Raw genomic sequence first — 21776 nt, forward strand, 5'->3', positions numbered from 1 at the left:
ATATTTCACTTCGCCAACGACCCGAACCGAGGATTGCCGCACCATAAGCGGAGCTTGGCAAGCGGTCCATCGCGTTAAGCTTAACGATACAACCTATGGTTAAGCCTGTCTTAATGCGCCTCCTCGCGCATCTCAGAATTTGAAGCCGACCTTGGCGAGCACGGTGCGCGGCGCGCCCGGATAATAAATGCCGTTGGCGGAGGTCTGCTGATAATAGCCGCTGCTGATCTGGCCGATATAGGCGGTGTCGAACATATTCATGCAGGTGACGCTGGCGGTGACCGTTCCCCAGTCGATCTTGTGCTCATATTTCACGGTGAGATCGAAGGTGGAGTAGCCGGCGAGCGGCTGATAGCCGGATGTATCGCCGGCGCGCGAGCCGACGATATGCAGGATCGGCGTGATGGTGAATTCCTCTATGCGCAGATCGCCGCCGATCGTCGAGATGAAATAGGGCACGTCCGGCAATTGCTTGCCCTTCACCCGCGTCGACCAATAATTGGCCGCGGAGGCGCCGGGCAGCAGCGGCAGGTCTTCGACGAATTCGGCGCGCTGATAGCCGAGCGAAGCGAAAAGGCCGACGCTCTCCAGCGGGGAATAATGGACGACCGCCTGCGCGCCGTAATTCTGGCTCTCGCCGACATTGGCGCCATATTGCGTGCCGATGCCGGGATCGTAAGAAACGAGCTTGTTGTGATTGCGGGAGTAATAGATCGTCGGCTCCACATAGCCCGAGCCATAGGCGCCGTCGAAGGACCAGCGCAGGCCGAGATCGAGCTGCGTCGAGGTCTCCGGCTTCATCGAATGCCAGAATTGATCGGCGGTGATTCCCTTGGCGAGGAAGGTCGCCGAATTCTGCTGGAACACCGGCCAGGCGTCATAGCCCGGTCCGCCATAGCCGCCGCCGCCGCTGAATTTCAGCAATAGATCGTCGGTCAGCCGATAGGTGAGCGCGCCGAAGGGCAGAAAAGTGCCGATGGTGAAGGGCTTGACGCTGCGATTGGCGATGACTCCGGACGAGAGCGCCAGCGCCGTGTCATAGGGGACGTCGCCTATGCCGGTCGAATTATAGGCGTCTATGCCCGCCATGCGTTCCCAAATATAGCGCGCGCCGGCCTCCACATGCAGCGGACCGAAGTCGCGGCTCGCGATTCCATAGGCGGAATCGAACACATGCGGCGCGGTCTGCTTGCCGAGGATCGCCCAGCTCGGATTGATGAGGCCGCCGCCCGCATTGGGAGCGAAGACTTCCCAGGCCGTCGGCGGTCCGGGGGGATTTTGCACGCCATGCCAGAAGCCGAGCTTGGCGTCCGTGTCCAGCACGCGGGTCTGCAATTCGCTCACCACGCCCCACATGTCGTGGTCGATGATCCATTTGCGGATGCGGCCATTGTTCTGGCCATCGAGATAATAGCCGTCCTCGCGGAAATAATAGGGCTTGAAGACGAAGCGCGTCGTCTTGTCGACCTCTATGGCGATATTGCCGAATGCGGTCCAAGAGTCGAAATGCTGGAGATTATAGCCGTAGTAATTGATTTGGCTGGCCGTCGTCGGGCCTGGATAGGCGGCGAAATCATAGCGGCGGAAGGCGCCGAGATTGCTCGCCTGCTGATAATTCAGTCCCTGATAGCTGTGCTGGTCGAAGCTGCTCTTGGCGACGAAGAATTTCGCCTCCAGCCCATCGACGGGCTTGGTGTCTATGCCGACCGCAAAGCCGGATTTGCCCTGCGGGTCCTTGCCGGAGCCGCGCCATTTGTCGGCGTCGGTGAAGGAGCCGGAGACGAAGAGCTTGGTCGTGCCGTTCAAAATTTCGCCCGAGTCGATGCGGGCGAAAGTGCGCAGGAAGGAGAAGGAGCCGACGCTCTGCGAAATCTCGCCGCCGAATTTCTCCGCCGGCCAGCGCAGGCGGCTGTCGAAACTGCCGCCGGCGGTGAAATAAGAGTTCACATCGGAGGGCATGGGACCCTGCCGCAGCACGATCTTGCTCAGATTCTCATTGTCGATGAGCCAGGTGACGCCGGGCCCGGGATTTATGCCGGAGAGCGGCAAGCCCTCCACTGTGCCGATGCTGTTGCCGTGCTGGCTGACCTCGCCGCGAATGCGAATGCCCTTATTGCCGCCGGGAAGATTGGCGAGGCCATAAGGATCGATGGCCGGCGCATCGACGGAGGGGAGCCAGGAGATGCCGCGGATGGGATTGGAGCCGCCGCCGCCGCTGGCGAGATCGAGCCCGCGCGCATCCGCGGCATAGGCGGTGGATGAAACGGAGTCCGAGCCGATGACGCCGGGCTCGGGCTTTTTCTTCGGCGCGGGGGCGGTCGCCGCGCCGATCGAAATGTCCGGCAGCAGCGTGAAGGGTTCGGCGCTCGCGCTGTCGAGGGCGCCGAGCAGCGCGGCGAAAGACGCGCCGCCGAGAAGAAAGGAGAAGCCGCGTTTCTCGCGCACGCACATCGTCATTGCCGTCAGCCTTTCACCGCCCCGGGCCGACGCGCCGCTCGTCCGCCGCTCGATTCGTGATGTAAGACGATTACGTAATCAGATGCGCTCGTGGCGGCAAGTCTAATCTATTGGCAGATCGACGCATATTGCGTCACCATACGTGATATAGACTGCTTGTCGCATTTGCGATCATCGAGATTTTTTCGGCGTCTCGACGCCGATGGACTCCCATTGTCCATCGCCGATGCGGCGCAATGGCAGCACGGCGCGCCCCGCCGCGAGCTGCGGCCGCAGGCGACCATGGGTGTCGACCCAATCCTGCGGCGCCGGCGCCTCGGCGTCCGTCTCCAGCGAGACGGGAATCACGCCCATCGCTTTCAGTTCTCGCACTTGCACGGCGCGTTCGACGCCGCGCAGCCCGCCGGCGAATTCCAGCCAGCGCCCGGACCATCCGCGCGCTGTCAATCCGACGGCCGCCGCGGCGCCGATGAGGCCGCGGCGTGTGCGCGAGCCCGTGGCCCGCATATCTGCGAGCAGGGGCTCCAGCTCGTCGAAACGAACTTCACGCCGGCTCGCCTCGCAGCCGAAGGCCGCGAGGCTTTCGGCCTCCCCGCCGGCGGCGACGAGGATTCCGGAGGCGCTGGAAGGGGCGGCGTGTGTTTCGACATAGGCGGCGGCGCGCGCGAGGAGAAAGTCGCGCGCATCGGCGCGCTCGCTTTCGACGACGAGGCAGGAGGCCTTGTTGTTGGTCGTCGCCGCGACGCCGGCAAAGAGAATATGGCCGACCGAGCCGATGAAGCGCGCTTCGCCGTCCAGCGTGTCGCCGAATTCGCGCGCCAGCCGCGCCGTGCTCGCCGCCCAGCCGGCGCCGTCGGTGTCGTCTATGCCGATGAGAATGCGCATCAGTCGGCGACCTCCGCATCGCGCGGGCGCTTGCCGAGGGCGATCAGGCGGCCGTCCTCCTTCTCCTCGATCGGCGCGACGGCGCGCCCGCCCCACAGCCGCGGCGACAGCCAGCCGCCCGTATGGATCAGCGCTCGCGGGTCGAGCGCCTGCGCCTTTTTGTCGATCGCGACCGCCTCTATGCCCGCCTCCGCCAGAGCGGCGACCGAGATCGGATCGGGCAGGCGGCGCAGCCTTCCATATTCGAGAAAACGGCCGGACCAGCCATAGGCGGAGAGCCCGACCGCCGCCAATGCGCCGATGATTCCGTCATTGGTTCCGCCGAGGCCGAGCAGCGTGACGCCAGCGCGCGCGGCGACCGCTCGCGCATGATCCTGCGTCTCGATCTCATGCGTGCAGGAGAGGCCGAATTCGACGATTTCGGAAAGATCGTCGGTCTCCCGCGCGACGCAGAGGCCGGGGTCGGAGCCGTCGCTGGCGAACTCGGCGATATGTGCGATCGCGCGCGCGGTGAGCGCGGGAATCAGCGCTTCATCGTCGATCTCCACCACGGCGCAGGCCGGGCTGTTGTGCGAGGTGAAGGGAATGCGTGGATCGATGAGCAATTGATGCCGTAGCGCGCCCCAGAGCCGCGCGCCGTCGGGAAGCTTGCGCTCGAACATCCGCACCAGTCGCCCCGTGCCGATTTCGGCCCCGGCGACGTCGGTGTCGTCGAAACCCATATAGAGCTTCATCTCGGCGCTCCTTCTCGGCGCTCGACGATTGGCGCGAGACGCCGCGCGCCGAAAGGATCGTCGAAAACCGCCACTTCGACGCCATAGAGGCGCCGCATCCGCTCCGCCGTCACCACTTGCTGCGGCGGGCCGTCGGCCTCTATGCGGCCTTCGTGTAGAATAGCGATGCGCGTCGCGATCTGCATCGCATGTTCGGGATGATGCGTGCTGACCAGCACGCCGTGGCCATCGGCGGCGAGCGCCGACAAATGCCGCATCAGCCGCAGCTGATAGCCATAGTCGAGGCCCGTCGCGGGCTCGTCCATTACCAGAAGGCGCGCGCCTTGCGCCAAAGCGCGGGCGATGAGGGTGAGTTGCCGCTCGCCGCCGGAAATCTCCGTATAGGGCTGGTCGATCAGCCGCTCTATGCCGAGCCGCGAGATGATGGATTCGACGATCTCGCGATCTTCCGCGCGGGGCGCGCGCAAGAGCCCGGTCTCCGGCAGGCGGCCGAGCATGACCACCTCGCGCACCGTATAGGGAAAAGGCGTGACATGGCCTTGCGGCACATAGGCGACGCGCCGCGCGATCTCGCGCCGTGAGAAGGAGGAGAGCGGCGCGCCGTCGAGCCGAACCTCGCCGCGCTTCGCCGAGAGAAAGCCGAGCAGCAGGCGGAAGAGCGTGCTCTTGCCCGCGCCATTGGCGCCGAGCAGAGCGAGAATCTCCCCGGCGCCGAAGCCCAGCGTCGCCCCCTCCAGCACGCTCCGCTTTCCGCGCGCAAAATGCAGGTCGAGGCCCTGGAGCTGCGATCGAGGAGAGGGTTCTCTCACGGCCTGCTTCCTCTCCGGCGCTCGACCGCCTCCCGCCTCACGCCCAGGCCCTCCGCGCCCGGCCGAGGACGAGGATGAAGGCCGGAATGCCGAGCAGTTCGGTGACGACGCCGATCGGAATCTCCGCGCGGGTGATATTGCGCGCGACGCAATCGGCGGCGATCAGAAAGGCCGCGCCGAGCAGAGCGCTGGCCGGCAGCAGCCGGCTGTTGGTCGGCCCTATGGCGAGCCGCGCGACATGCGGCACGACCAGCCCCACCCAGCCGATCATGCCGGCGAGCGAGACGGACAGCGAGGAGGCCAGAGTCGCCGCGGCGATGACGCCATAGCGCGTCACATGAACCGGCACGCCGAGCGAGCGCGCCTCGTCGTCGCCCATGGAGAGCGCGTCCAGCGCCCGGCCGGCCAGCGTCAGCGCGCCGACGCCCAAGAGGATCGCCGGCGCCGCGCCCTTCAGCTGTTTCAGATCGACGGCGCCGAGGCTGCCCATCATCCAATAGACGATGGCGGGAAGCTGGTCGTAGGGATCGGCGGCATATTTGACGAGCGACAGCGCCGAGGTGAACAGGGCCCCGGAGATCATGCCGCCGAGCACCAGAGTGACCATGGAGGCGGAGCCGAAGAGATTGGAGATGAGGATGCCGACGCCGACCGCGACGAGCCCCATGACGAAGGCGGAGATTTGCACGGTGAGACTATCGCCCGAGAGCAGAATGCCGAGCGCCGCGCCGAAGCCGGCCCCGCCGAGCACGCCCAGAATGCCCGGCGAGACCAGAGGATTGCGAAACACCGCCTGAAAGGACGCGCCCGAGCTCGACAGCGCCGCGCCGATGAGTCCCGCCGCCAGCACGCGCGGCAGGCGGATTTCGACGATCAGATTGCGCAAGAGGTCGAAGCGCTCGGGCGGCAGATCGACGAGGCCGAGGCAGGCGCCGAGAAAGCCGAGAATATCGCTCGGCGCGAGCGGATAGCGCCCGACCGACAGAGCGATGAGAACGACCGCCAGCAGAAGGAAAGGGAGGAGAGCGAGGCGCATCGAGATCGCCGCTCACTCCATTATGCGCGAGAAATCGGCGTCGGAAATATCGACGCCGAGGAAGAGCCGGTAGAATTTCTTCGTCTCGGCCTTCAGATCGAGCGGAAAGCGGGTCGGATAGAAGAGATTGGCGAGCCATTGGACGCCGAGCGCGCGCATATAGCTCGGCGGACGGTCCAGCCAATTGAAGGGCGAATGCGGGACGTTCACGATGCGGCCGTTCTTCACCGCCTCCACATTGCGCCAGAGCTCGCCGCCCTCGGCCAGTGCGATGAAGCTCTTGTTTTGCGTCAATATCAGCGAGGGCTTCAGCGCGACGATCTGCTCGACGCTGATCTTCTCCATGCCGACATGCGAGGTCTGCTCGCAATGATAGACATTGTCGCCGCCGGCGATGAGGATCGGCTCGGTATGGAAGCTCTTGTCGCAATCGGTCGCGAGCCCGTCCGCGGATTCGGCGTAATAGACGCGCAGCTTCTCGGCCGGGGGAATATCGGCGGTCGCCTTGCGCACGCGGGCGAGCGCGTCGCGAATATAGGCGGCCATCTCATTCGCCTGCGCCTCGCGTCCGAACACGCGGCCGAGAAAGGCGAAGGCCTCCGCATAATCGTCGAGCGTATCGAGCTTCAGGAATATCACCGGAACTTTGATCTTGGCGAAGCTCGCCTCGACCTGGCTCTTCTCCTGATAGAAGCCGAGCCAGGCGATGACGAGATCGGGACGCATCGCCGCGATCTCCTCGAGATTGAGCTGGCGCCCCATGCCCGCATTGCTGCCGAGCACGGGCAGATCGAGCGCTTCCTTGCGATAGAGCGATTTCTCGTCGCCGCGCATGGGCACATTGACGCCGACGAGCCGTTCCGGCGCTATGGCGTAGAGCGTCGCCATGACCGGCGGCGCCGCGCCGAAAACGCGGCGAGGGTCGGCCGGAATGACGACTTTGCGGCCAGCCATATCGGTGATCTCGCGCGTCTCCGCGCGCGCGGGGGCGGTCGCGAGCGCGAGCAGCGCCAGCAGGGCGAAGAGGAAGCGCTCTCGAGAAAGAAGATGCGTCGAGGGCATGGACGGGGCCTTTCGACCTTCGGAGATGGGGGAAGACGCATACGATATGTATACGTCTTATATATATAATGACCATAGAGACCGAAGGCTGCGCCGCGCAAGGCCAAAATCAGCCCCGGCCGTCCTTTTCGACGCGCGTCCGGCTTTTCGGCCGATCGGCGGAAAAGAAAGAGCCAGAAGACTCGCGGCCCGGGGCGGGGATTGGACCACGAGCCGTCCGGCTCGCAGCGAGCTTCCCGAACGATCGTCTTTCGTATCGATATATTCGACGCATATGTTTCTGCGCGGCTGCGGCCATTCCCACGTATCTGCGGCATTCTGACGAGATTATAGGCGTCGCCTATGAAGCGACGATTTGCAGATATTGACAAAAACCTCCCCGTCTATCGTTATGTAATTTTACTACATCAAATCTGTCCGGCCTCGCGGGGACCAGAATCATGAGCCTCATCAAGGAAATCGACTATGGAACGCCGGCTTCCCGATCGCAGAAGGAAGTCACTCTGACCATCGACGGAACGGAGATCACGGTCCCGGAAGGCACGTCGATCATGCGCGCGGCGATGCAGATCGGCATAGAGATCCCCAAACTCTGCGCCTCGGACAATCTCCATTCCTTCGGCTCCTGCCGCCTCTGCCTCATCGAGATCGAGGGGCGCGGCAATCTCTCCGCCTCCTGCACCACGCCCGTCATGCCGGGCATTGCGGTGAAGACCTTTTCGCCGCGGCTCGACTCCATCCGCCGCGGCATAATGGAGCTCTATATTTCCGACCATCCGCTCGACTGTCTCACCTGCCCTGCGAATGGCGACTGCGAACTGCAGTCCATGGCCGGCGCGGTGAGCCTGCGCGAGGTGCGCTATGGCTATAGCGGGCGCAACCATGTGACGGCGCGGCGCGATGGCCGCCGCAATGAGGATTGGAAGCCCAAGGACAAATCCAATCCTTATTTCACTTACGATCCGTCCAAATGCATCGTCTGCAATCGCTGCGTGCGCGCCTGTCAGGAAGTGCAGGGCACATTCGCGCTGACGATCGAAGGCCGAGGCTTCGACAGCCGCGTCTCGCCCGGCGCCGGCGAGGCCTTCATGGAATCCGAATGCGTTTCCTGCGGCGCCTGCGTGCAGGCCTGCCCGACGGCGACGCTCATCGAGAATTCGGTGGTCGAGATCGGCCAGCCGGAACATTCGGCCGTCACCACTTGCGCCTATTGCGGCGTCGGCTGCACCTTCAAGGCGGAGATGCGCGGCGAGGAAATCGTGCGCATGGTCCCGTGGAAGGACGGCAAGGCCAATCACGGCCATAGCTGCATCAAGGGCCGCTTCGCCTATGGCTATGCGCTGCATCGCGACCGCGTGACCAGCCCGATGATCCGCGAGAAGATCACCGACCCCTGGCGCGAAGTGTCATGGGAGGAGGCGATCTCCCACGCCGCTTCCGAATTCAAGCGCATTCAGGCGAAATACGGCCGCCTCGCCGTCGGCGGCATCACCTCCTCGCGCTGCACCAGCGAGGAGACTTTTCTGGTGCAAAAGCTCATCCGCAGCGGCTTCGGCAATAATAATGTCGACACTTGCGCGCGCGTCTGCCATTCGCCGACCGGCTATGGCCTCAGCCAGGCTTTCGGCACGTCGGCCGGCACGCAGGATTTCGACTCGGTCGCCGAGGCCGATGTCGTGCTGATCATCGGCTGCAATCCGACCGACGCGCATCCTGTCGTCGGCGCGCAGATCAAGCGGCGTCTGCGCGAGGGCGCGAAACTCATCGTCGTCGATCCGCGCCGCACCGAGCTCGTGCGCTCGCCCCATATAGAAGCGGCGTTCCATCTGCCGCTGCGTCCGGGAACCAATGTCGCGATCGTCACCGCTCTCGCGCACGTGATCGTGAAGGAGGGGCTCGTCAACGTGGCCTTTGTGCGTGAGCGCTGCGATTTCGACGAATATCTCGAATGGGCCGCCTTCGTCGCCGAGGAGCGCAACAGCCCCGAGCAGATCGAGAAATTCACCGGCGTTCCGGCGCATCTGGTGCGCGGCGCGGCGCGTCTCTACGCCACCGGCGGCAACGCCACTATCTATTATGGCCTCGGCGTCACCGAGCACAGCCAGGGCTCGACGACTGTGATGGCCATCGCCAATCTCGCTATGGCGACCGGCAATCTCGGCCGCCGCGGCGTGGGCGTGAACCCGCTGCGTGGGCAGAACAATGTGCAGGGCTCCTGCGACATGGGCTCCTTTCCGCATGAGTTCCCCGGCTATCGCCATGTCTCTGACGACAATGTGCGCGAGCTCTTCGAGGAGGCGTGGGGCGTTCCATTGGACGGCGAGCCGGGGCTGCGCATTCCCAACATGTTCGACGCCGCCGTCGATGGCGTGTTCAAAGGCATGTATGTGCAAGGCGAGGATATTCTCCAATCCGACCCCGACATCAAGCATGTCTCCGCCGGTCTCGGCGCGCTGGAATGTCTCGTCGTGCAGGACCTCTTCCTCAATGAGACGGCCAATTACGCCCATGTGCTGCTGCCGGGCGCGAGCTTCCTCGAGAAGGACGGCGTCTTCATCAACGCCGAGCGGCGCATCCAGCGCGTGCGGCGCGTGATGAGCCCCAAGGCCGGCTATGCGGATTGGGAGGTGACGCAGCTTCTCGCCAATGCGCTCGGCTGCAATTGGACCTATACGCATCCGAGCCAGATCATGGACGAGATCGCACGGCTGACCCCGACGTTCAAAGGCGTCTCCTATGAGAAGCTCGAGCGGGACGGCTCGGTGCAATGGCCCTGCAACGATGCGACGCCGGAGGGTATGCCGATCATGCATATCGACGGCTTCGCGCGCGGCAAGGGCAAATTCGTCATCACCGAATATGTGCCGACGGAGGAGCGCGCCGGGCCACGTTTCCCGCTGCTGCTGACGACGGGGCGCATTCTCTCGCAGTATAATGTCGGCGCGCAGACGCGCCGCACGGAGAACAGCCAATGGCATCCAGAGGACGTGTTGGAAATCCATCCGCATGATGCGGAAGTGCGGGGCGTGCGCGAGGGCGATTGGGTGCGCGTGCAGAGCCGAGCCGGCGAGACGACGCTGCACGCCAAGATCACCGATCGCGTCGCGCCGAGCGTCGTCTACACGACCTTCCACCATCCTCTGTGCCAAACCAATGTCGTCACCACCGACAATTCCGATTGGGCGACCAATTGCCCGGAGTATAAGGTGACTGCGGTGCAGGTCTCGCCCTCCAACGGCCCCAATGAATGGCAGGAGCGCTATCGCGAAATGTCGGAGAAGAGCCGGCAGATCGTCGGCGCCGGCGAGGCGCGCTAGACGATCGCCCGGAGAGCGAACGCCGGGCGCAGACAGCGGGACGTGATTCGGGAATCGCCGTCTCGATTGTTTCGGCTCGAATGATTCCATTCGATCCTCGCGCCGGCGACGCTCGCGGACTTATCCACAAACAACGCTCTGCGAATCGGCGCCGATTGCGGCGGCGCATCATCGCGTTCCGATTTGGCTACGCTACGCCGATCATGGCGATGCGCCTCCCGCATCGTCCGATCGGACCGCCTTTCATTGTGCGCTGCAATCATTTTCCGAGCGATACCACGATATTGCGCGGCCATGCGCGGGCTCCGGCTTCGGCGTTGCGATCGTGATCGGCGCGAGCGTCCGTCTTTGGCCTTAGACGCCGGCCCGGAGTGACATTTCGAAAATTGCGGGCCAGTTTTCGATCGCATTCGGAGAATCTGCGCCATGCGATTGGCTTCCCCAGCATCGAGAGATCGCAATCATTTTCGAATCGAGACGGCGGATTTGCTGTTGGCGATCACGGCGCCTTTCGTCGCGCTCGCCCTGCGCGATCCCGTCTTGCTCGATCCGGGCGATTTTCCAGCGACCATTCCGGCGCCCTATCAATATGGCTTCGTTTCCGCAGCTTGCGCCATTCTTCTGATTCTCGCCTTTCGGCTCGGCGATCACATGGGGCAGTTCTTCTCGCTGCGCGACGCCTTCGCCGTCTGCGGCGCTTCGGCTTGCGCGGTCGCGCTCGGCTGCCTGCTCCTTTTCGGAGTCATGCGCATCGAGGGCGTGCCGCGTTCGACGCCCTTGATCTTCGGCCTCGTGCTGAGCGCCGGCATGATCGCGATACGCATCGCGGCGCGCGCCTTTCACAAGGATCTCTGGCCCGGGCGTGGGGCCGACCGCGACGCGGCGAAGGCCGATCCGCGGCGCGTGATCGTCGTCGGCGTCGACCGTCTCGCCTCGGCCGCGATCAAATTGACGGATGAGCTGCGGCCGCGAAAGGCGCAGGTCGTGGCGGCGCTCGATGCGCGTCCGCGTCTCCGCGGCCGCAAGATCGCCGGCGTCTCCATCGTCGGCGATCCGCGCGACATCGGCGCCGTCATCGACGAATACGCCATTCATGGCGTCGAAGTCGACGAGGTCTGGCTCGCCGAAGATCCGGCCTCCTCGCCCGTCGATCGCCTCGCTGCGATCGAGTCGCAATGCGCGGCGCGCGGGGTCGTCGCCATCGGAATTTCGCAGGCGTTGAATTTCATCGCTTCGCCGCAGGACGACGCGGCCGCCGCGGCGATCGAGAGCTATGAGACGCCGGCCTACTTCAAAGCGAAGCGGCTCATCGAGTTCTGCGCGGCGAGCGTGCTGCTCGTCGCCATGCTTCCTCTCGCGCTCTGCGTCGCCTATGTCGTCTATCTCGATGTCGGCGCGCCTCTGCTGTTCTGGCAGCAGCGCCTGGGGAGGAACGGCCAGAAGTTCCTGCTCTACAAATTCCGCACCTATCGCGCGCCTTTCGACGCACATGGCCGGCCGGCGCCGGAGAACACGCGACTCTCGCGCGTCGGGCGCTTGATCCGCGCGAGCCGTCTCGACGAGATTCCGCAGCTCTATAATGTGATCGTCGGGCATATGTCGCTGATCGGTCCGCGGCCTCTTTTGCCGCAAGATCAGCCGGACGATCCGGGGCCGCGCCTCAGCGTGCGCCCGGGCGTGACCGGATGGGCGCAGATCAATGGCGGCACCAGCGTCTCGCCGGAGGAAAAAAACGCGCTCGACCTCTGGTACATCAGGCACGCGTGCCTGCGCCTCGATCTCGAAATCATCGTCAGCACGATCCTCGTGGCGCTGACGGGGGAGCGGCTGAATGGGCGCGCGGTCGATCACGCGCTCAGCTGGTATCGACGGGAATTCGAAGCGCCGAGCCGCGACGCCGTCACGATGGGCGAAGCCCCGCGGGATCGCCGCCGGCGCGAGGAGGCCGCCCGCGCCGACAGGCGACGCGCCGTCGGCGCCGTGCGCATCGAATATCCTTATCGCGCCGTCGAGCCCAGCTGATTTCTCCGCCAGGTCGACGTCGCCGAGCTTCAGACGGCGGAGGAGAGATTTTCGATATGCGGCACGATACCGAGTTTCAGCAAAAGGCGCGCGAGGCGCTCGGCCTCGTCGATGTTCCGGGACTGCGATACGAAACCATCGACGAGACGCTGCGCGTCACAATATCCGATCCATCCAATCACAATGCGTTGACGAAATCCGCGATGGACGGTCTCTATGAGACGCTTCGCCGCTTTCGCGCGCTTCCTTTCGATAGGCTGGAGATCGATTTCGATACGGCCTCGGGCTCGGTCGCCTGCGCCGGCCTCAATCTCGAGGATTTCGAAGCGGCCGCCCGCCGATTGCGTCCCGGCGACGATCTGCTCGGAGCTGACAATTATTTCGTTCGCGCCGCCGCGGCTCTGCGCGGCCTGGGCGAGACGGTTCCGACGCGCGCCGTCGTCCGCGGGCACCTCGTCGGCGCCGGCGTCGAATTGGCGCTCAGCTGCGGCGAGATCGTCTGCGCGCGGGCAGACGCCAAAATTCTGCTGCCGCATTTGCGGATCGGCGTCCCCTATCATACTTCCGGCCTCTGCCATATGGCCGGCGTCATTGGCTGGGACGTGATGTCGCGCGCGATGGTGACGGATGCGATTCCGATTTTGCTGTCCGACGTTCTCGCCGATCGCGGCAAGGTTGAAGGGGCAACGCCCGCCGAGCGCATCGCCGACGCGAAAATCGCGCTCCAGCGAATGGCGGCGGTGTTTCACGGCCGGCCTGCGCGAATCGGCGACGCCTTTTTCGCCGTGCAAGATCGCACCGGAAGGACGCGCCATATCGCCGAAGCGCATCTGATGCAGATATTGTCGCATATCGCCTTCGCCGGCGAGATGGATGCGCTGCCCGATGCGCTGAGCGAGATCATAGACGCGCCGCGCCTGCGCGCCTCCTCGAGCGCCGAAGGCCGGCTGGCCGAGTCGATCGCGGCGCATCGACAAACGCCGAAGCGCCTCAATCGCCATTTTTCGAAAGCCATCGGCGCCAGCCTCGCCTCCGAGGAGCCGGGCGGCGACGAAATCACATTGTCCTTGTCCGATTGACGCGCCGCGGCTGCTCGATCGCCGGTGAGACGAAGAGGAGAATCGCAATGGAGGCGATCGGCCTCGAACGAGGATTGCGCGAGCGAAGGGCGATACGACATTACAGCGATTCGCGGGTCGACGACGCTCTGCTCGCGGAAATTATCGAGCTCGCGTCATGGGCTCCCTCGCCCGGCAACACGCAAGCGTGGAAAGTGATCGCGCTCGGTCACGACGCCTCGAAGGATGTGATCGCGCGTTTCGAGCTGGCCGGATGGGAATCCGTTTTTCCGGTGCTGGAACAGGTGTTGCGCAATGGCGCGGCGGAGCGCGCCTCGATCGCGCCGAAAAGCGATTTGGACGATGTGAGCCCGGCGACGGCCGACGAATGGGGCCGGCGCGTGATCGCCATGTATCGACAGCGCTTCGAGGTGCGCGGCTCGCCGAGGCTGGTCTTCGTATATCGCGTCGCCGATCGAAAGCGATATGTCGATCTCGCCTTTCTGTCTTTGTCGGCGCTGATCCGACGATCCCTTCGCAAGCCTTCGCCACTCGGAGCGATGCGCTGCTTTTTCGCAGCTTTGCGCGACATTCCCGTGCTTTTGCGCGTCAATGCGCTGACACGCACTTTCGGACTGGCCAATTTCACTTACGCGCTCACGCTCGCCGCCCATTCGCGCGGACTTTCGACCTGCATTCAATCCAATTATCTCAATGTGCAGCGCGATCTTCGACGCTATCTCGGCCTCGGCGCGGATGTCGATATCGTCGCCTCCATTTTGATCGGCTATGAGGCCGACGACGCGCCGCCGGCGCCCGAGATGTTCCGAACGCGCAAGCCCGTCGCGGTCGATTGGATCGAGACGACGCCCGGGACCGTCGCAGCGCGTCGCGGCGAGCGCGTCTTCGAGGCGGCGGAATGAGCGGGACGGCTCAGCCGCCCTTGCGCATCAGCATTCCTTTGGCGGGATCATAGGCGATGAGCGCGCCGGCGGAGAAGAGAATCGTATAGGCGGCGACCGCCGCGAGCGATTCCCAGGAGATTTTTTCATAGAAGGCGAAGCGGATCAGCTCCACCGCATGGGTGAAAGGATTGACGACGGAGAGCCAATAGAGAACCGGGCTCGACTCCTGCACGCGCCACAGCGGATAGAGAGCGGAAGAGGCGAAGAACATCGGGAAGATAACGAAATTCATCACGCCGGCGAAATTCTCGAGCTGCTTGATCGCGGAGGAGAGCAGCATTCCGAGCGCGCCGAACATCAGCCCCGCGAGCATGAGCGCAGGAAGAACGGTGAGATAGCCGAACGGCGTCGGCGGCTCGATCTCCCAGAAATAGGCGATGACGAGATAGGCGTAGACTTGCAATATCGAGACGGCGACGCCGGCGAAGAGCTTGGCGCCGAGCAGGAACCAGCGCGGAAAGGGCGAGACCAGCAGCGTGCGCATATTGCCCATCTCGCGGTCATAGACCATCGACAGAGAGGATTGCATTCCATTGAAGAGCTGGATCATCGCCATCAGGCCGGGCGTGATATAGACCTCGTAGAGAACATAGGTCTCATAGGGCGGGATGATGGAGACGCCGAGCACTTGGCGAAAGCCGGCGGCGAAGATCAGCAGCCACACCAAGGGACGCACCAGAGCGGAGACGAAGCGCTCGCGCTGATGCAGGAAGCGCAGAGCCTCGCGCCAGATCACGCCGGTGAGGCAGATGGCGTATTGGCGCGCGGTGAAGCCGCTGGTTTCGGTCGTCATCGAGATTCCATTCTGAGAGCGAGCCGTCAGGCTCGCATCGCAAGGGCGTCATGCCGCGTCCCGCGCCTTGGCGCCGGTCAATTGCTCGAATGCGGCGCCGATCGACTCTGTCGATGTCGCCGCCATTATATTCGCCGATGTGTCGGCGGCGAGAACCTTGCCCTGATGCAGCACGACGACATCATCGCTCGGCGTCACCTCGTCGATGAGATGCGTGGTCCACAGCACGGCGAGCCTGCGCTCGGCGACGAGCGTGCGCACTTGCGCGAGAATATCGGCGCGCGCCTTTATGTCGAGGCCGACGGTCGGCTCGTCGAGCAGCAGCAGGCGGGGCTCATGCAGCAGCGCGCGCAATATTTCGACGCGGCGCATCTGCCCGCCGGAGAGATCGCGCGCTTTGTCCTTGGCGCGATCGGCGAGGCCGGCGCGCTCCAGCAGCGCGGCGCCGCGGCGCTTCGCCTCCGCGGGGCCGATGCCGTGCAGCGCCGCGTGATAGATGAAATTCTGCGTCACGCTCAATTCGAGATCGAGCGTGCGCGCCTGGAAGACGACGCCGAGCCGGCGCAGCGCCGCGCCGCTCTCGCGCGCGACGTCATGGCCGAAGATCTCGATTTTGCCTTCGCGCGCGGCGTAGAGGCGCGTGATGAGCGAGAACAGCGTGCTCTTGCCGGCGCCATTGAGGCCGAGCAGGACGGTGAAGCTCCCCGCCGCGACGGAGAAGCTCACATCGTCCAGCGCGCGCCGCGCGCCATAGCTATGGCCGATATGCGCGACGTCGAGCGCGAGCGGTTCGGCGCTCACTTCGTCGCCACCGCAATGCCCCAGGGGAAGGCTCCCACGGGGATCGACTTCAGCACTTTCAGGCTGGCGGCCTCGACGATGGAAATATCATTGGAGACGCCATTGGCGGTCAAAAGATATTTCTCGTCCGGCGTGAAGGCGAGATGCCAGACGCGCTGGCCGACGAGCAGATATTTCTCGATTTTTTTCGTCGCCGTGTCGATGACCGCGACGCGATTGGCGGGGCCGAGAGCGACAAAGGCGCGCTTTCCGTCATTGGTGAAGGCGATGCCGATCGGCTGGATCGCCTCCTTGGAGAGGCCCGGAATCTCGAAGCGGATTTTCTGCGTCACCTTATGGCTCTGCGGATCGATGATCGCGACCGTGCCGCCGATCTCCGACGACACCCATAACTCGGAGGCGTCCGGCTTGAAGGCGGCGAAGCGCGGGCGCGCGTCGACCAGCACATTGGCTATGATCTGTTTCGTCTGCGTGTCGATGAGATGCGCCATATTGGTGGTCTCGGACGTATTGACGAGAATGCGTCCGTCCGGGCTCACCGCCATGCCTTCCGGCTCGACGCCCACAGGCACGTCGCCGATCCGGCGTTTCGTCTTGGTGTCGATCATGGTGACGAGATTGTCGTTCTCGTTCGACACATAGACGGTCTTGCCGTCGGGGCTCAATATCATCAGCTCGGGGTCGGGGCCGGAGGGCAGATTGCCGGTGATCTTGAGCGTCTTGGTGTCGAGCACTTGAATCGTGTCGTCGTCGCCGGCGCAGATATAGACCTCGGAATTGTCTTTCGAGATTTCGATGCCGCGCGGCCGGCGGCCGACTTTCACGGTTTTGATCGCCTCCATCTTGTCGGTGTCGATGACGGTGACGCTATTGCCTTTCTCATTGCTGACATAGGCGGTGAAGGCGTGAGCGGGCGAGGCGAGAAGCAGCGCCGCGATCGCAGCCGAGCGGAACGCGCGCGCTCGCTCCCACTCGAGGGAGAAGGCGTGCGAATGCGCGACGTTCGGGGAAGCTTCGAGGGCCCTCATCCGACCCCGTTTCGTGGGGCCACCTTCTCCCGCGAGCGGGAGAAGGAGTCGCGCACGAAGGCTATTGGGCAGCGTCGTCATTTTCATTTCAGCCTGCATTTGGTTTCGGGCTTGTCGACGCCCAATGTGTCGAGCTCGGAGGTCTGATGCAGGAAGCCGTCCTGCGGCGACACCGAAACAATCATGCGGCCGTCGCCGAGCAGGATAGGCTGGCGCAGCTGAAGATTCCAGGGCCGCAGCGACAGGCGCACGCCCTTGAAGGCCGCTATGTTGAAATCCGGCCCGGTGAGATAGGCGGCCAGCGTCTTCGGATCGGCGGAGGAGGCGCGCGTGACGGCTTCGCCGATCATGCGCGCGGCGATCCAGGCCTGATGATCGCGGGCGTTCATGCCGCGATGAAACTGCGCGCGGAAGCGGTTTTGCAGCTGCACCGCGCCCCATTGCTCATGCGAGGCGTCCCAGCTCGTCGGAACGAGGCCGGCAGAGCCGACGACCGGGCGAGGATCGAAAGTGCGATAGGGCAGATAATTGCCGAACACCTCGCTCTCGTCAGCGGCGATCAGCACGTCATAATTCGCGCCTTGCGTCAGCGGCGGAATCAGCCGCTGCGTCTGCACGCTGCCCGAATCGGAGCGGCGTCCGCCCTCCGTGTCGACATAGACGCGTTCGTCCACGATCTTCGCGCCGAATTTCTTGGCGCTGGCGCGATAGGCGGCGGCGAGCAACTCGTCCTGCGGATGCGAGCCCTTGATGATGAGCCAGCGGCGCCATTGCTTCCAGACGAGATATTGCGCGAGGCCGTCGGTCAGCATGGAGCGCGTCGGCGCGACATGAATCACATTGGCCCGGCAGTCCGCCTCGCGCAGCCGCTCGTCGGTCGCGCTCACATTGAAAAGCAGCGTCTCGCGCGATTTCAGCGTATCGGCGACATGCAGGAGGTCATCGGCGGGAAGATCGGCGAGAATGGCGACGGCGCCCTGGTCGAGCAGCTTTTGCGCGGCGGCGACGGCGTCATCGCCGGGCGCGAGCTTCTCGTCGATGGCCTCATAGCTCTGGCCCGTGAAGCGGCCGGTGGTGTTGTCGTCGGCGACGCCGATCAGCGCGCCGGCGAGCGTGTCGTCCTCGGCCGGCAGGTCGAGGATCGACAGAGTTTCGCTCGAATGTTGCTGGCGCAGCACGCCAAATTTCATCCGCAGCGGCTCGGCCGCGGCGGGCAGTATGGAGAGGATGGCGGCGACCGAAACGCCGATGACGCAACGCTTGATCATGACGCTAGTCGGCCGCTCCTTTTTTCGCTCAGCGAATCAGCTTCAGCAGCGCCTTGCCCGCCTTGGACTTCAGCTCCTTGGCGTCGAGCGTGCCTTCATCGTCCTTGTCCGCTGCTTTGAACAGCTTGCCGACGAGGGCGAGATATTCCTCTTTCGTGAGCGTTTTGTCATCGTCCGGATCGGCGGCGGCAAATTCTTTCTTGCCGATGCGCGCGCCGACCTCCTTGCGGTCGACGGTGCCGTCATTGTCCTTCTCGAGCTTGTCGAAGACGGCCGCGGCGGCCTTGCTCACTTCGGCGATGTCGAGCGTGCCGTCATTGTCCGTATCGAAAGTCTTTATGGGCGAGGGCGCGGCGATGGCCGGCTGCGCGGCGATGGGCGCGGCGAGGCAGAGACCTGCGCCGAGGGCGATCATTTGAAATTTCGAAACCATATGCGCCTCCTTGTCCTGTCGTAAATCGCGACAAATCGGAAATCAGAATCTCCGATTTTTCCCAATATAGACAGGCCCGGCGCTTCGCACAAAGGGGCCCGACGACAAGGTTGCGCTACAGATCGTCGCCCTCGCGCTCCTCGGCCTCGGGAAGCTCCTCCACTTCGGGAAGCGGCAGCAGCACCTCTATGCGCGTGCCGCCCTCCGGCCGGCGCTCCATGCGCATCACGCCGCCGAGCGTATGGACACGCTCGCTCATGCCGATGAGGCCGAGGCCGAATCTGTGCTCTTCCGGCAGGCCGACGCCATCGTCCTCCACCACCACGCGCAGCGCTTCGGCTGCGCCGGCGAGCTCGGGCGGCGCCTCGACGAATTCGAGACGCGCTTCGGCGTTGGCGGCGGAAGAGTGGCGGAAAATATTGGTGAGCGCCTCTTGCACCACGCGATAGGCGGTGAGCGCCGATCTTTCGTCGAGGCAGGAGAGATCATGGGCGATGCGCAGCGACAGCCGCACATCGGCGCGGCCGTCGCTCCAGGAGGCGACGAGTCCGCGCAAGGCGGTCTCGAGGCCGAGCTCGCTCATCGCCGGCGGGCGCAGTCGCTCGAGCATACGCCGCAGCAGCGTCTGCAACGCCTGCCCGGCGGCGTCTATATTGGCGCAGCTTCGCTGCAACAGATCACGATCGGGAAAATTTCCCGAAGCCGCAGCGGCGAGCGTCGCCGCGCCGGCGCGGATGGAGAAGAGGCAGGGGCCGGCTTCGTCATGCAGATCGCGGGCGATGTCGCGGCGCTCGGAATCCTGCACGGCGAAGAGGCGCTCGATGAGCGAGTGATTCTCCTCCTGCACGCGATCGAGCGTCGACGCCAGCGAATTGAGCTTTTGGGAAATATCCCTGAATTCGGACGCGCCGCGCAGATCGAGTCGCACCGCCGTCTCGCCCGCCTCGAGCCGCGCCAATCCACGTCCGAGCGAATCGAAGGGAGCGAGCGTTCGACGCAGCAGCGCCAGCACCAGCGCCAGCATCAGCAGCGTGACGGCGAGGCTGATCGCGCCGAGCCACAAAAGATCCGACCAGATTTCGGCGAGCTCGTCGACCGGATTGAAAATAATGGCAATATTGCCGTATTGCACGTCGCCGACGCGCGCTGGAATAATGTCCACTTTCGGCGCTGGCGCGACGAGGCTGACGAACCAATCCGGCACGCCGTTCTTGATTTCGGAGCGCAATTGCGAGTCGAAATTCGGCGCCGTGTCGTCATTCGGCAGAATCTCGATTTCGATGTGGCGCAGATTGCGCAGACTGTCGAAGAGCCGCCGCAGCGATGGGATCGGGTTCTTCGTCTCCTGTACGCTCGCGAGCGCCGTCTCGACCAGCTCATGCGACAAATGCTCTATGCTCTCCGCCTCGGCGCGCACGCGCGGGCCGGCATGGCCGATCATGATCGCGACATTGACCGCCAGCATGGCGGTGAGGACGATGGCGATGAGCCAGCCGAGCCTCGCCTTCAACGACATGGAATGCTCCCGGTTTCGCCGTGGACCCCGCGCGGGCCGGCGCGCGGGCCGGCGATTGACAAAGAAGATTTTGTATTCCCATAGTAATCTCGCTTACCAAGAGTGGCTATGCCCGATGCGCGTGCTGATCGTCGACGACCATCCCATGGTGATTGCCGGGTGCCGCGGCATGTTGTCCGGCCAATCGGACATTGAAGTGCTGGAGGCGCGCGACGCCGACGCCGCGCTCGAGGCGCACGCTTCCGCGCAGCCGGACGTCATCGTGCTGGATATAAATCTGCCGGGGCTTTCCGGATTCGAGCTGCTGCGACGAATGCTCAAGCGCAAGCCGGACACCAAGGCGATCGTCTTCACGATGAATGACGACCCCGTCTTCGCCGCGCGCTCCATAGAACATGGAGCCAAGGGCTATCTCGCGAAAAACGAAGATCCCGCGCAATTCCTCAAGGCGGTGCGCATGGTCGCCGCCGGAGAGCGCTATCTCTCCAACCAAGTGGCGCAAAAGCTCGCTTTTTTCGATCAGAAGCACGGCGCCAATCCGCTCGAAGGGCTCAACGGCCGCGAGCTGGAGATTTTGCGCCTGCTTGCGGAAGGCAAGGGCATGGCCGAGATCGCGCACATCATGCGCGTCTCCTACAAGACGGTGGCGAACAGCTGCTCTCTGCTCAAGCGCAAGCTCGGCGCCCGCTCGCGCGCCGATCTCATCCGCATCGCCGTCGAAAATAAGCTCGCGAAAGAATTGGTCTGAATCTCGGTGTGAGCTCCTTCTCCCGCTCGCCGGAGAAGGTGGCCCTCGCGTCAGCGAGGGTCGGATGAGGGCTCTGCGTGTTCAGAATTGCCGATTTATCCGGGAATTTTTAGACATTTCGTGCCGGAAAATTTAGAAAGAAAAATCCACGGACCCTCATCCGACCCCGCCTTCTCCCGAAGGCGGGAGAAGGAAGAGTCCCTCTCCTTCACGCCAATCGCTGCTCTATCGCGATGCGTACCAGATCCATCGGCGTGCGCGCGCCGAGCTTGCGCTTGAGCAGCGAGCATGTGTTGGCGATCGTCTTGTAGGACACATGCACAGCATCGGCGATTTCGGTCATGCTCGAGCCCTTGCCGAGCAGGCGCAAAATCTCGAGCTCGCGCGAACTCAGCTCCGCCAGCGGATTGGCGAGCGCGGAGGTTTTGTCGAAGGCGAGGCGATTGGCGAGCTTCGGCATCAGGAACATGCCGCCCGCCGCCACCTCGCGCACTGCGTGCAGCAGCAGAAACGGATCGTCGTTCTTCGTCACATAGCCGCGCGCGCCGGCCTCTATCGCCCGCGCGGCGAAGATCGGATCGTCATTCATCGAAAAAATGACGATGCGCGCCTCCTCGTCGTGACGCAGCATTCGGCGCGTCAGCTCGAAGCCCGAGGCGCCGGGCAGATTAATGTCCACGACGGCGACATCCGGCCGCCATTCCACGAAGAGCGTCAGGGCCGTCTCGGCGTCGCCGGCGTCGCGCGCTTCTATGTCGCCCTCGCCGGCGAGCATTGCCGCGCAGCCGGAGACGATGATCGGATGATCGTCGACGATCAGGACACGCATCTTTTTTTGAGCTCG

At 64.0% G+C, this 21776-nt stretch carries 18 protein-coding genes; 5 read left to right on the forward strand and 13 right to left on the reverse strand.

What is annotated here, in order from left to right:
- Positions 1-132 precede the first annotated feature (132 nt).
- The 6 genes from C5689_RS02220 to C5689_RS02245 form a co-directional block, all read right to left on the reverse strand.
- Positions 133-2457, reverse strand: coding sequence for a TonB-dependent receptor (locus C5689_RS02220; protein ID WP_108915652.1), 2325 nt, complete (start codon positions 2455-2457; stop codon positions 133-135).
- 171 nt (positions 2458-2628) lie between these two features.
- On the reverse strand, positions 2629-3342 hold the full coding sequence (locus tag C5689_RS02225) for a hypothetical protein (protein ID WP_108915653.1): 714 nt from the start codon (positions 3340-3342) through the stop codon (positions 2629-2631).
- Complete coding sequence (locus tag C5689_RS02230; protein WP_108915654.1) at positions 3342-4076, reverse strand: hypothetical protein; 735 nt, start codon at positions 4074-4076, stop codon at positions 3342-3344. Before C5689_RS02230 ends, C5689_RS02225 begins: the two co-directional genes overlap by 1 nt.
- Positions 4073-4885 carry an ABC transporter ATP-binding protein gene (locus C5689_RS02235; protein ID WP_108915655.1) on the reverse strand — a complete coding sequence of 271 codons (813 nt, stop codon included), beginning with the start codon at positions 4883-4885 and terminating at the stop codon, positions 4073-4075. Before C5689_RS02235 ends, C5689_RS02230 begins: the two co-directional genes overlap by 4 nt.
- Before the next feature lie 37 nt (positions 4886-4922).
- Complete coding sequence (locus tag C5689_RS02240) at positions 4923-5921, reverse strand: FecCD family ABC transporter permease (RefSeq protein WP_108915656.1); 999 nt, start codon at positions 5919-5921, stop codon at positions 4923-4925.
- 12 nt (positions 5922-5933) lie between these two features.
- On the reverse strand, positions 5934-6983 hold the full coding sequence (locus tag C5689_RS02245) for an ABC transporter substrate-binding protein (RefSeq protein WP_108915657.1): 1050 nt from the start codon (positions 6981-6983) through the stop codon (positions 5934-5936).
- A 440-nt stretch (positions 6984-7423) separates the two neighbouring features.
- Here C5689_RS02245 and fdhF point away from each other — a divergent pair, with 440 nt between their 5' ends.
- From fdhF to C5689_RS02270, 4 genes are all read left to right on the forward strand, one after another.
- On the forward strand, positions 7424-10300 hold the full coding sequence (gene fdhF / locus C5689_RS02250) for a formate dehydrogenase subunit alpha (RefSeq protein WP_108915658.1): 2877 nt from the start codon (positions 7424-7426) through the stop codon (positions 10298-10300).
- A gap of 492 nt (positions 10301-10792) precedes the next feature.
- Positions 10793-12322, forward strand: coding sequence for a sugar transferase (locus C5689_RS02260; RefSeq protein WP_244594547.1), 1530 nt, complete (start codon positions 10793-10795; stop codon positions 12320-12322).
- A 56-nt stretch (positions 12323-12378) separates the two neighbouring features.
- Positions 12379-13401 carry an enoyl-CoA hydratase/isomerase family protein gene (locus C5689_RS02265; protein WP_108915660.1) on the forward strand — a complete coding sequence of 341 codons (1023 nt, stop codon included), beginning with the start codon at positions 12379-12381 and terminating at the stop codon, positions 13399-13401.
- A gap of 47 nt (positions 13402-13448) precedes the next feature.
- Entirely contained in the window at positions 13449-14303 is an 855-nt protein-coding gene (locus C5689_RS02270) for a nitroreductase family protein (RefSeq protein ID WP_108915661.1), read from the forward strand.
- Between the two features lie 10 nt (positions 14304-14313).
- Here C5689_RS02270 and C5689_RS02275 read toward each other — a convergent pair whose 3' ends face one another.
- The 6 genes from C5689_RS02275 to C5689_RS02300 all read right to left on the reverse strand — a co-directional run bounded on the left by C5689_RS02275 (position 14314) and on the right by C5689_RS02300 (position 20184).
- A complete protein-coding gene (locus tag C5689_RS02275; protein WP_108915662.1) occupies positions 14314-15138 on the reverse strand; it encodes an ABC transporter permease in 825 nt (274 codons plus the stop codon).
- Positions 15139-15186: 48 nt separating this feature from the next.
- Positions 15187-15939, reverse strand: a complete 753-nt coding sequence (locus C5689_RS02280) for an ATP-binding cassette domain-containing protein (RefSeq protein ID WP_108915663.1) — start codon at positions 15937-15939, stop codon at positions 15187-15189.
- Positions 15936-16967 (reverse strand): YVTN family beta-propeller repeat protein, encoded by a 1032-nt coding sequence (locus C5689_RS02285; protein WP_244594548.1) that lies wholly within the window; start codon positions 16965-16967, stop codon positions 15936-15938. The genes C5689_RS02280 and C5689_RS02285 overlap by 4 nt, the downstream gene beginning before the upstream one ends.
- Before the next feature lie 83 nt (positions 16968-17050).
- Positions 17051-18235, reverse strand: coding sequence for an ABC transporter substrate-binding protein (locus tag C5689_RS02290; protein ID WP_108915664.1), 1185 nt, complete (start codon positions 18233-18235; stop codon positions 17051-17053).
- A gap of 28 nt (positions 18236-18263) precedes the next feature.
- Positions 18264-18668 (reverse strand): lanmodulin LanM, encoded by a 405-nt coding sequence (gene lanM, locus C5689_RS02295; protein ID WP_108915665.1) that lies wholly within the window; start codon positions 18666-18668, stop codon positions 18264-18266.
- 115 nt (positions 18669-18783) lie between these two features.
- Positions 18784-20184 carry an ATP-binding protein gene (locus tag C5689_RS02300; protein ID WP_108915666.1) on the reverse strand — a complete coding sequence of 467 codons (1401 nt, stop codon included), beginning with the start codon at positions 20182-20184 and terminating at the stop codon, positions 18784-18786.
- A 115-nt stretch (positions 20185-20299) separates the two neighbouring features.
- On the opposite strand from C5689_RS02300, the gene C5689_RS02305 reads away from it, so the two are divergent.
- Complete coding sequence (locus C5689_RS02305; protein ID WP_108915667.1) at positions 20300-20932, forward strand: response regulator transcription factor; 633 nt, start codon at positions 20300-20302, stop codon at positions 20930-20932.
- Positions 20933-21140: 208 nt separating this feature from the next.
- Here the strand turns inward: C5689_RS02305 and C5689_RS02310 are convergent, their stop codons facing one another.
- Entirely contained in the window at positions 21141-21761 is a 621-nt protein-coding gene (locus tag C5689_RS02310; RefSeq protein WP_108915668.1) for a response regulator transcription factor, read from the reverse strand.
- Positions 21762-21776 lie beyond the last annotated feature (15 nt).

The organism is Methylosinus sporium (genome assembly GCF_003113265.1).
In the GTDB taxonomy this organism is placed as follows: Bacteria; Pseudomonadota; Alphaproteobacteria; order Rhizobiales; family Beijerinckiaceae; genus Methylosinus; species Methylosinus sporium.

Coding starts and splice junctions, on each gene's coding strand:
- C5689_RS02220 (WP_108915652.1), bottom strand. CDS start 2,457: ATGACGATGTGCGTGCGCGAGAAACGCGGCTTCTCCTTTCTTCTCGGC.
- C5689_RS02225 (WP_108915653.1), bottom strand. CDS start 3,342: ATGCGCATTCTCATCGGCATAGACGACACCGACGGCGCCGGCTGGGCG.
- C5689_RS02230 (WP_108915654.1), bottom strand. CDS start 4,076: ATGAAGCTCTATATGGGTTTCGACGACACCGACGTCGCCGGGGCCGAA.
- C5689_RS02240 (WP_108915656.1), bottom strand. CDS start 5,921: ATGCGCCTCGCTCTCCTCCCTTTCCTTCTGCTGGCGGTCGTTCTCATC.
- C5689_RS02245 (WP_108915657.1), bottom strand. CDS start 6,983: ATGCCCTCGACGCATCTTCTTTCTCGAGAGCGCTTCCTCTTCGCCCTG.
- fdhF (WP_108915658.1), top strand. CDS start 7,424: ATGAGCCTCATCAAGGAAATCGACTATGGAACGCCGGCTTCCCGATCG.
- C5689_RS02265 (WP_108915660.1), top strand. CDS start 12,379: ATGCGGCACGATACCGAGTTTCAGCAAAAGGCGCGCGAGGCGCTCGGC.
- C5689_RS02270 (WP_108915661.1), top strand. CDS start 13,449: ATGGAGGCGATCGGCCTCGAACGAGGATTGCGCGAGCGAAGGGCGATA.
- C5689_RS02275 (WP_108915662.1), bottom strand. CDS start 15,138: ATGACGACCGAAACCAGCGGCTTCACCGCGCGCCAATACGCCATCTGC.
- C5689_RS02285 (WP_244594548.1), bottom strand. CDS start 16,967: ATGAGGGCCCTCGAAGCTTCCCCGAACGTCGCGCATTCGCACGCCTTC.
- C5689_RS02290 (WP_108915664.1), bottom strand. CDS start 18,235: ATGATCAAGCGTTGCGTCATCGGCGTTTCGGTCGCCGCCATCCTCTCC.
- lanM (WP_108915665.1), bottom strand. CDS start 18,668: ATGGTTTCGAAATTTCAAATGATCGCCCTCGGCGCAGGTCTCTGCCTC.
- C5689_RS02300 (WP_108915666.1), bottom strand. CDS start 20,184: ATGTCGTTGAAGGCGAGGCTCGGCTGGCTCATCGCCATCGTCCTCACC.
- C5689_RS02305 (WP_108915667.1), top strand. CDS start 20,300: ATGCGCGTGCTGATCGTCGACGACCATCCCATGGTGATTGCCGGGTGC.
- C5689_RS02310 (WP_108915668.1), bottom strand. CDS start 21,761: ATGCGTGTCCTGATCGTCGACGATCATCCGATCATCGTCTCCGGCTGC.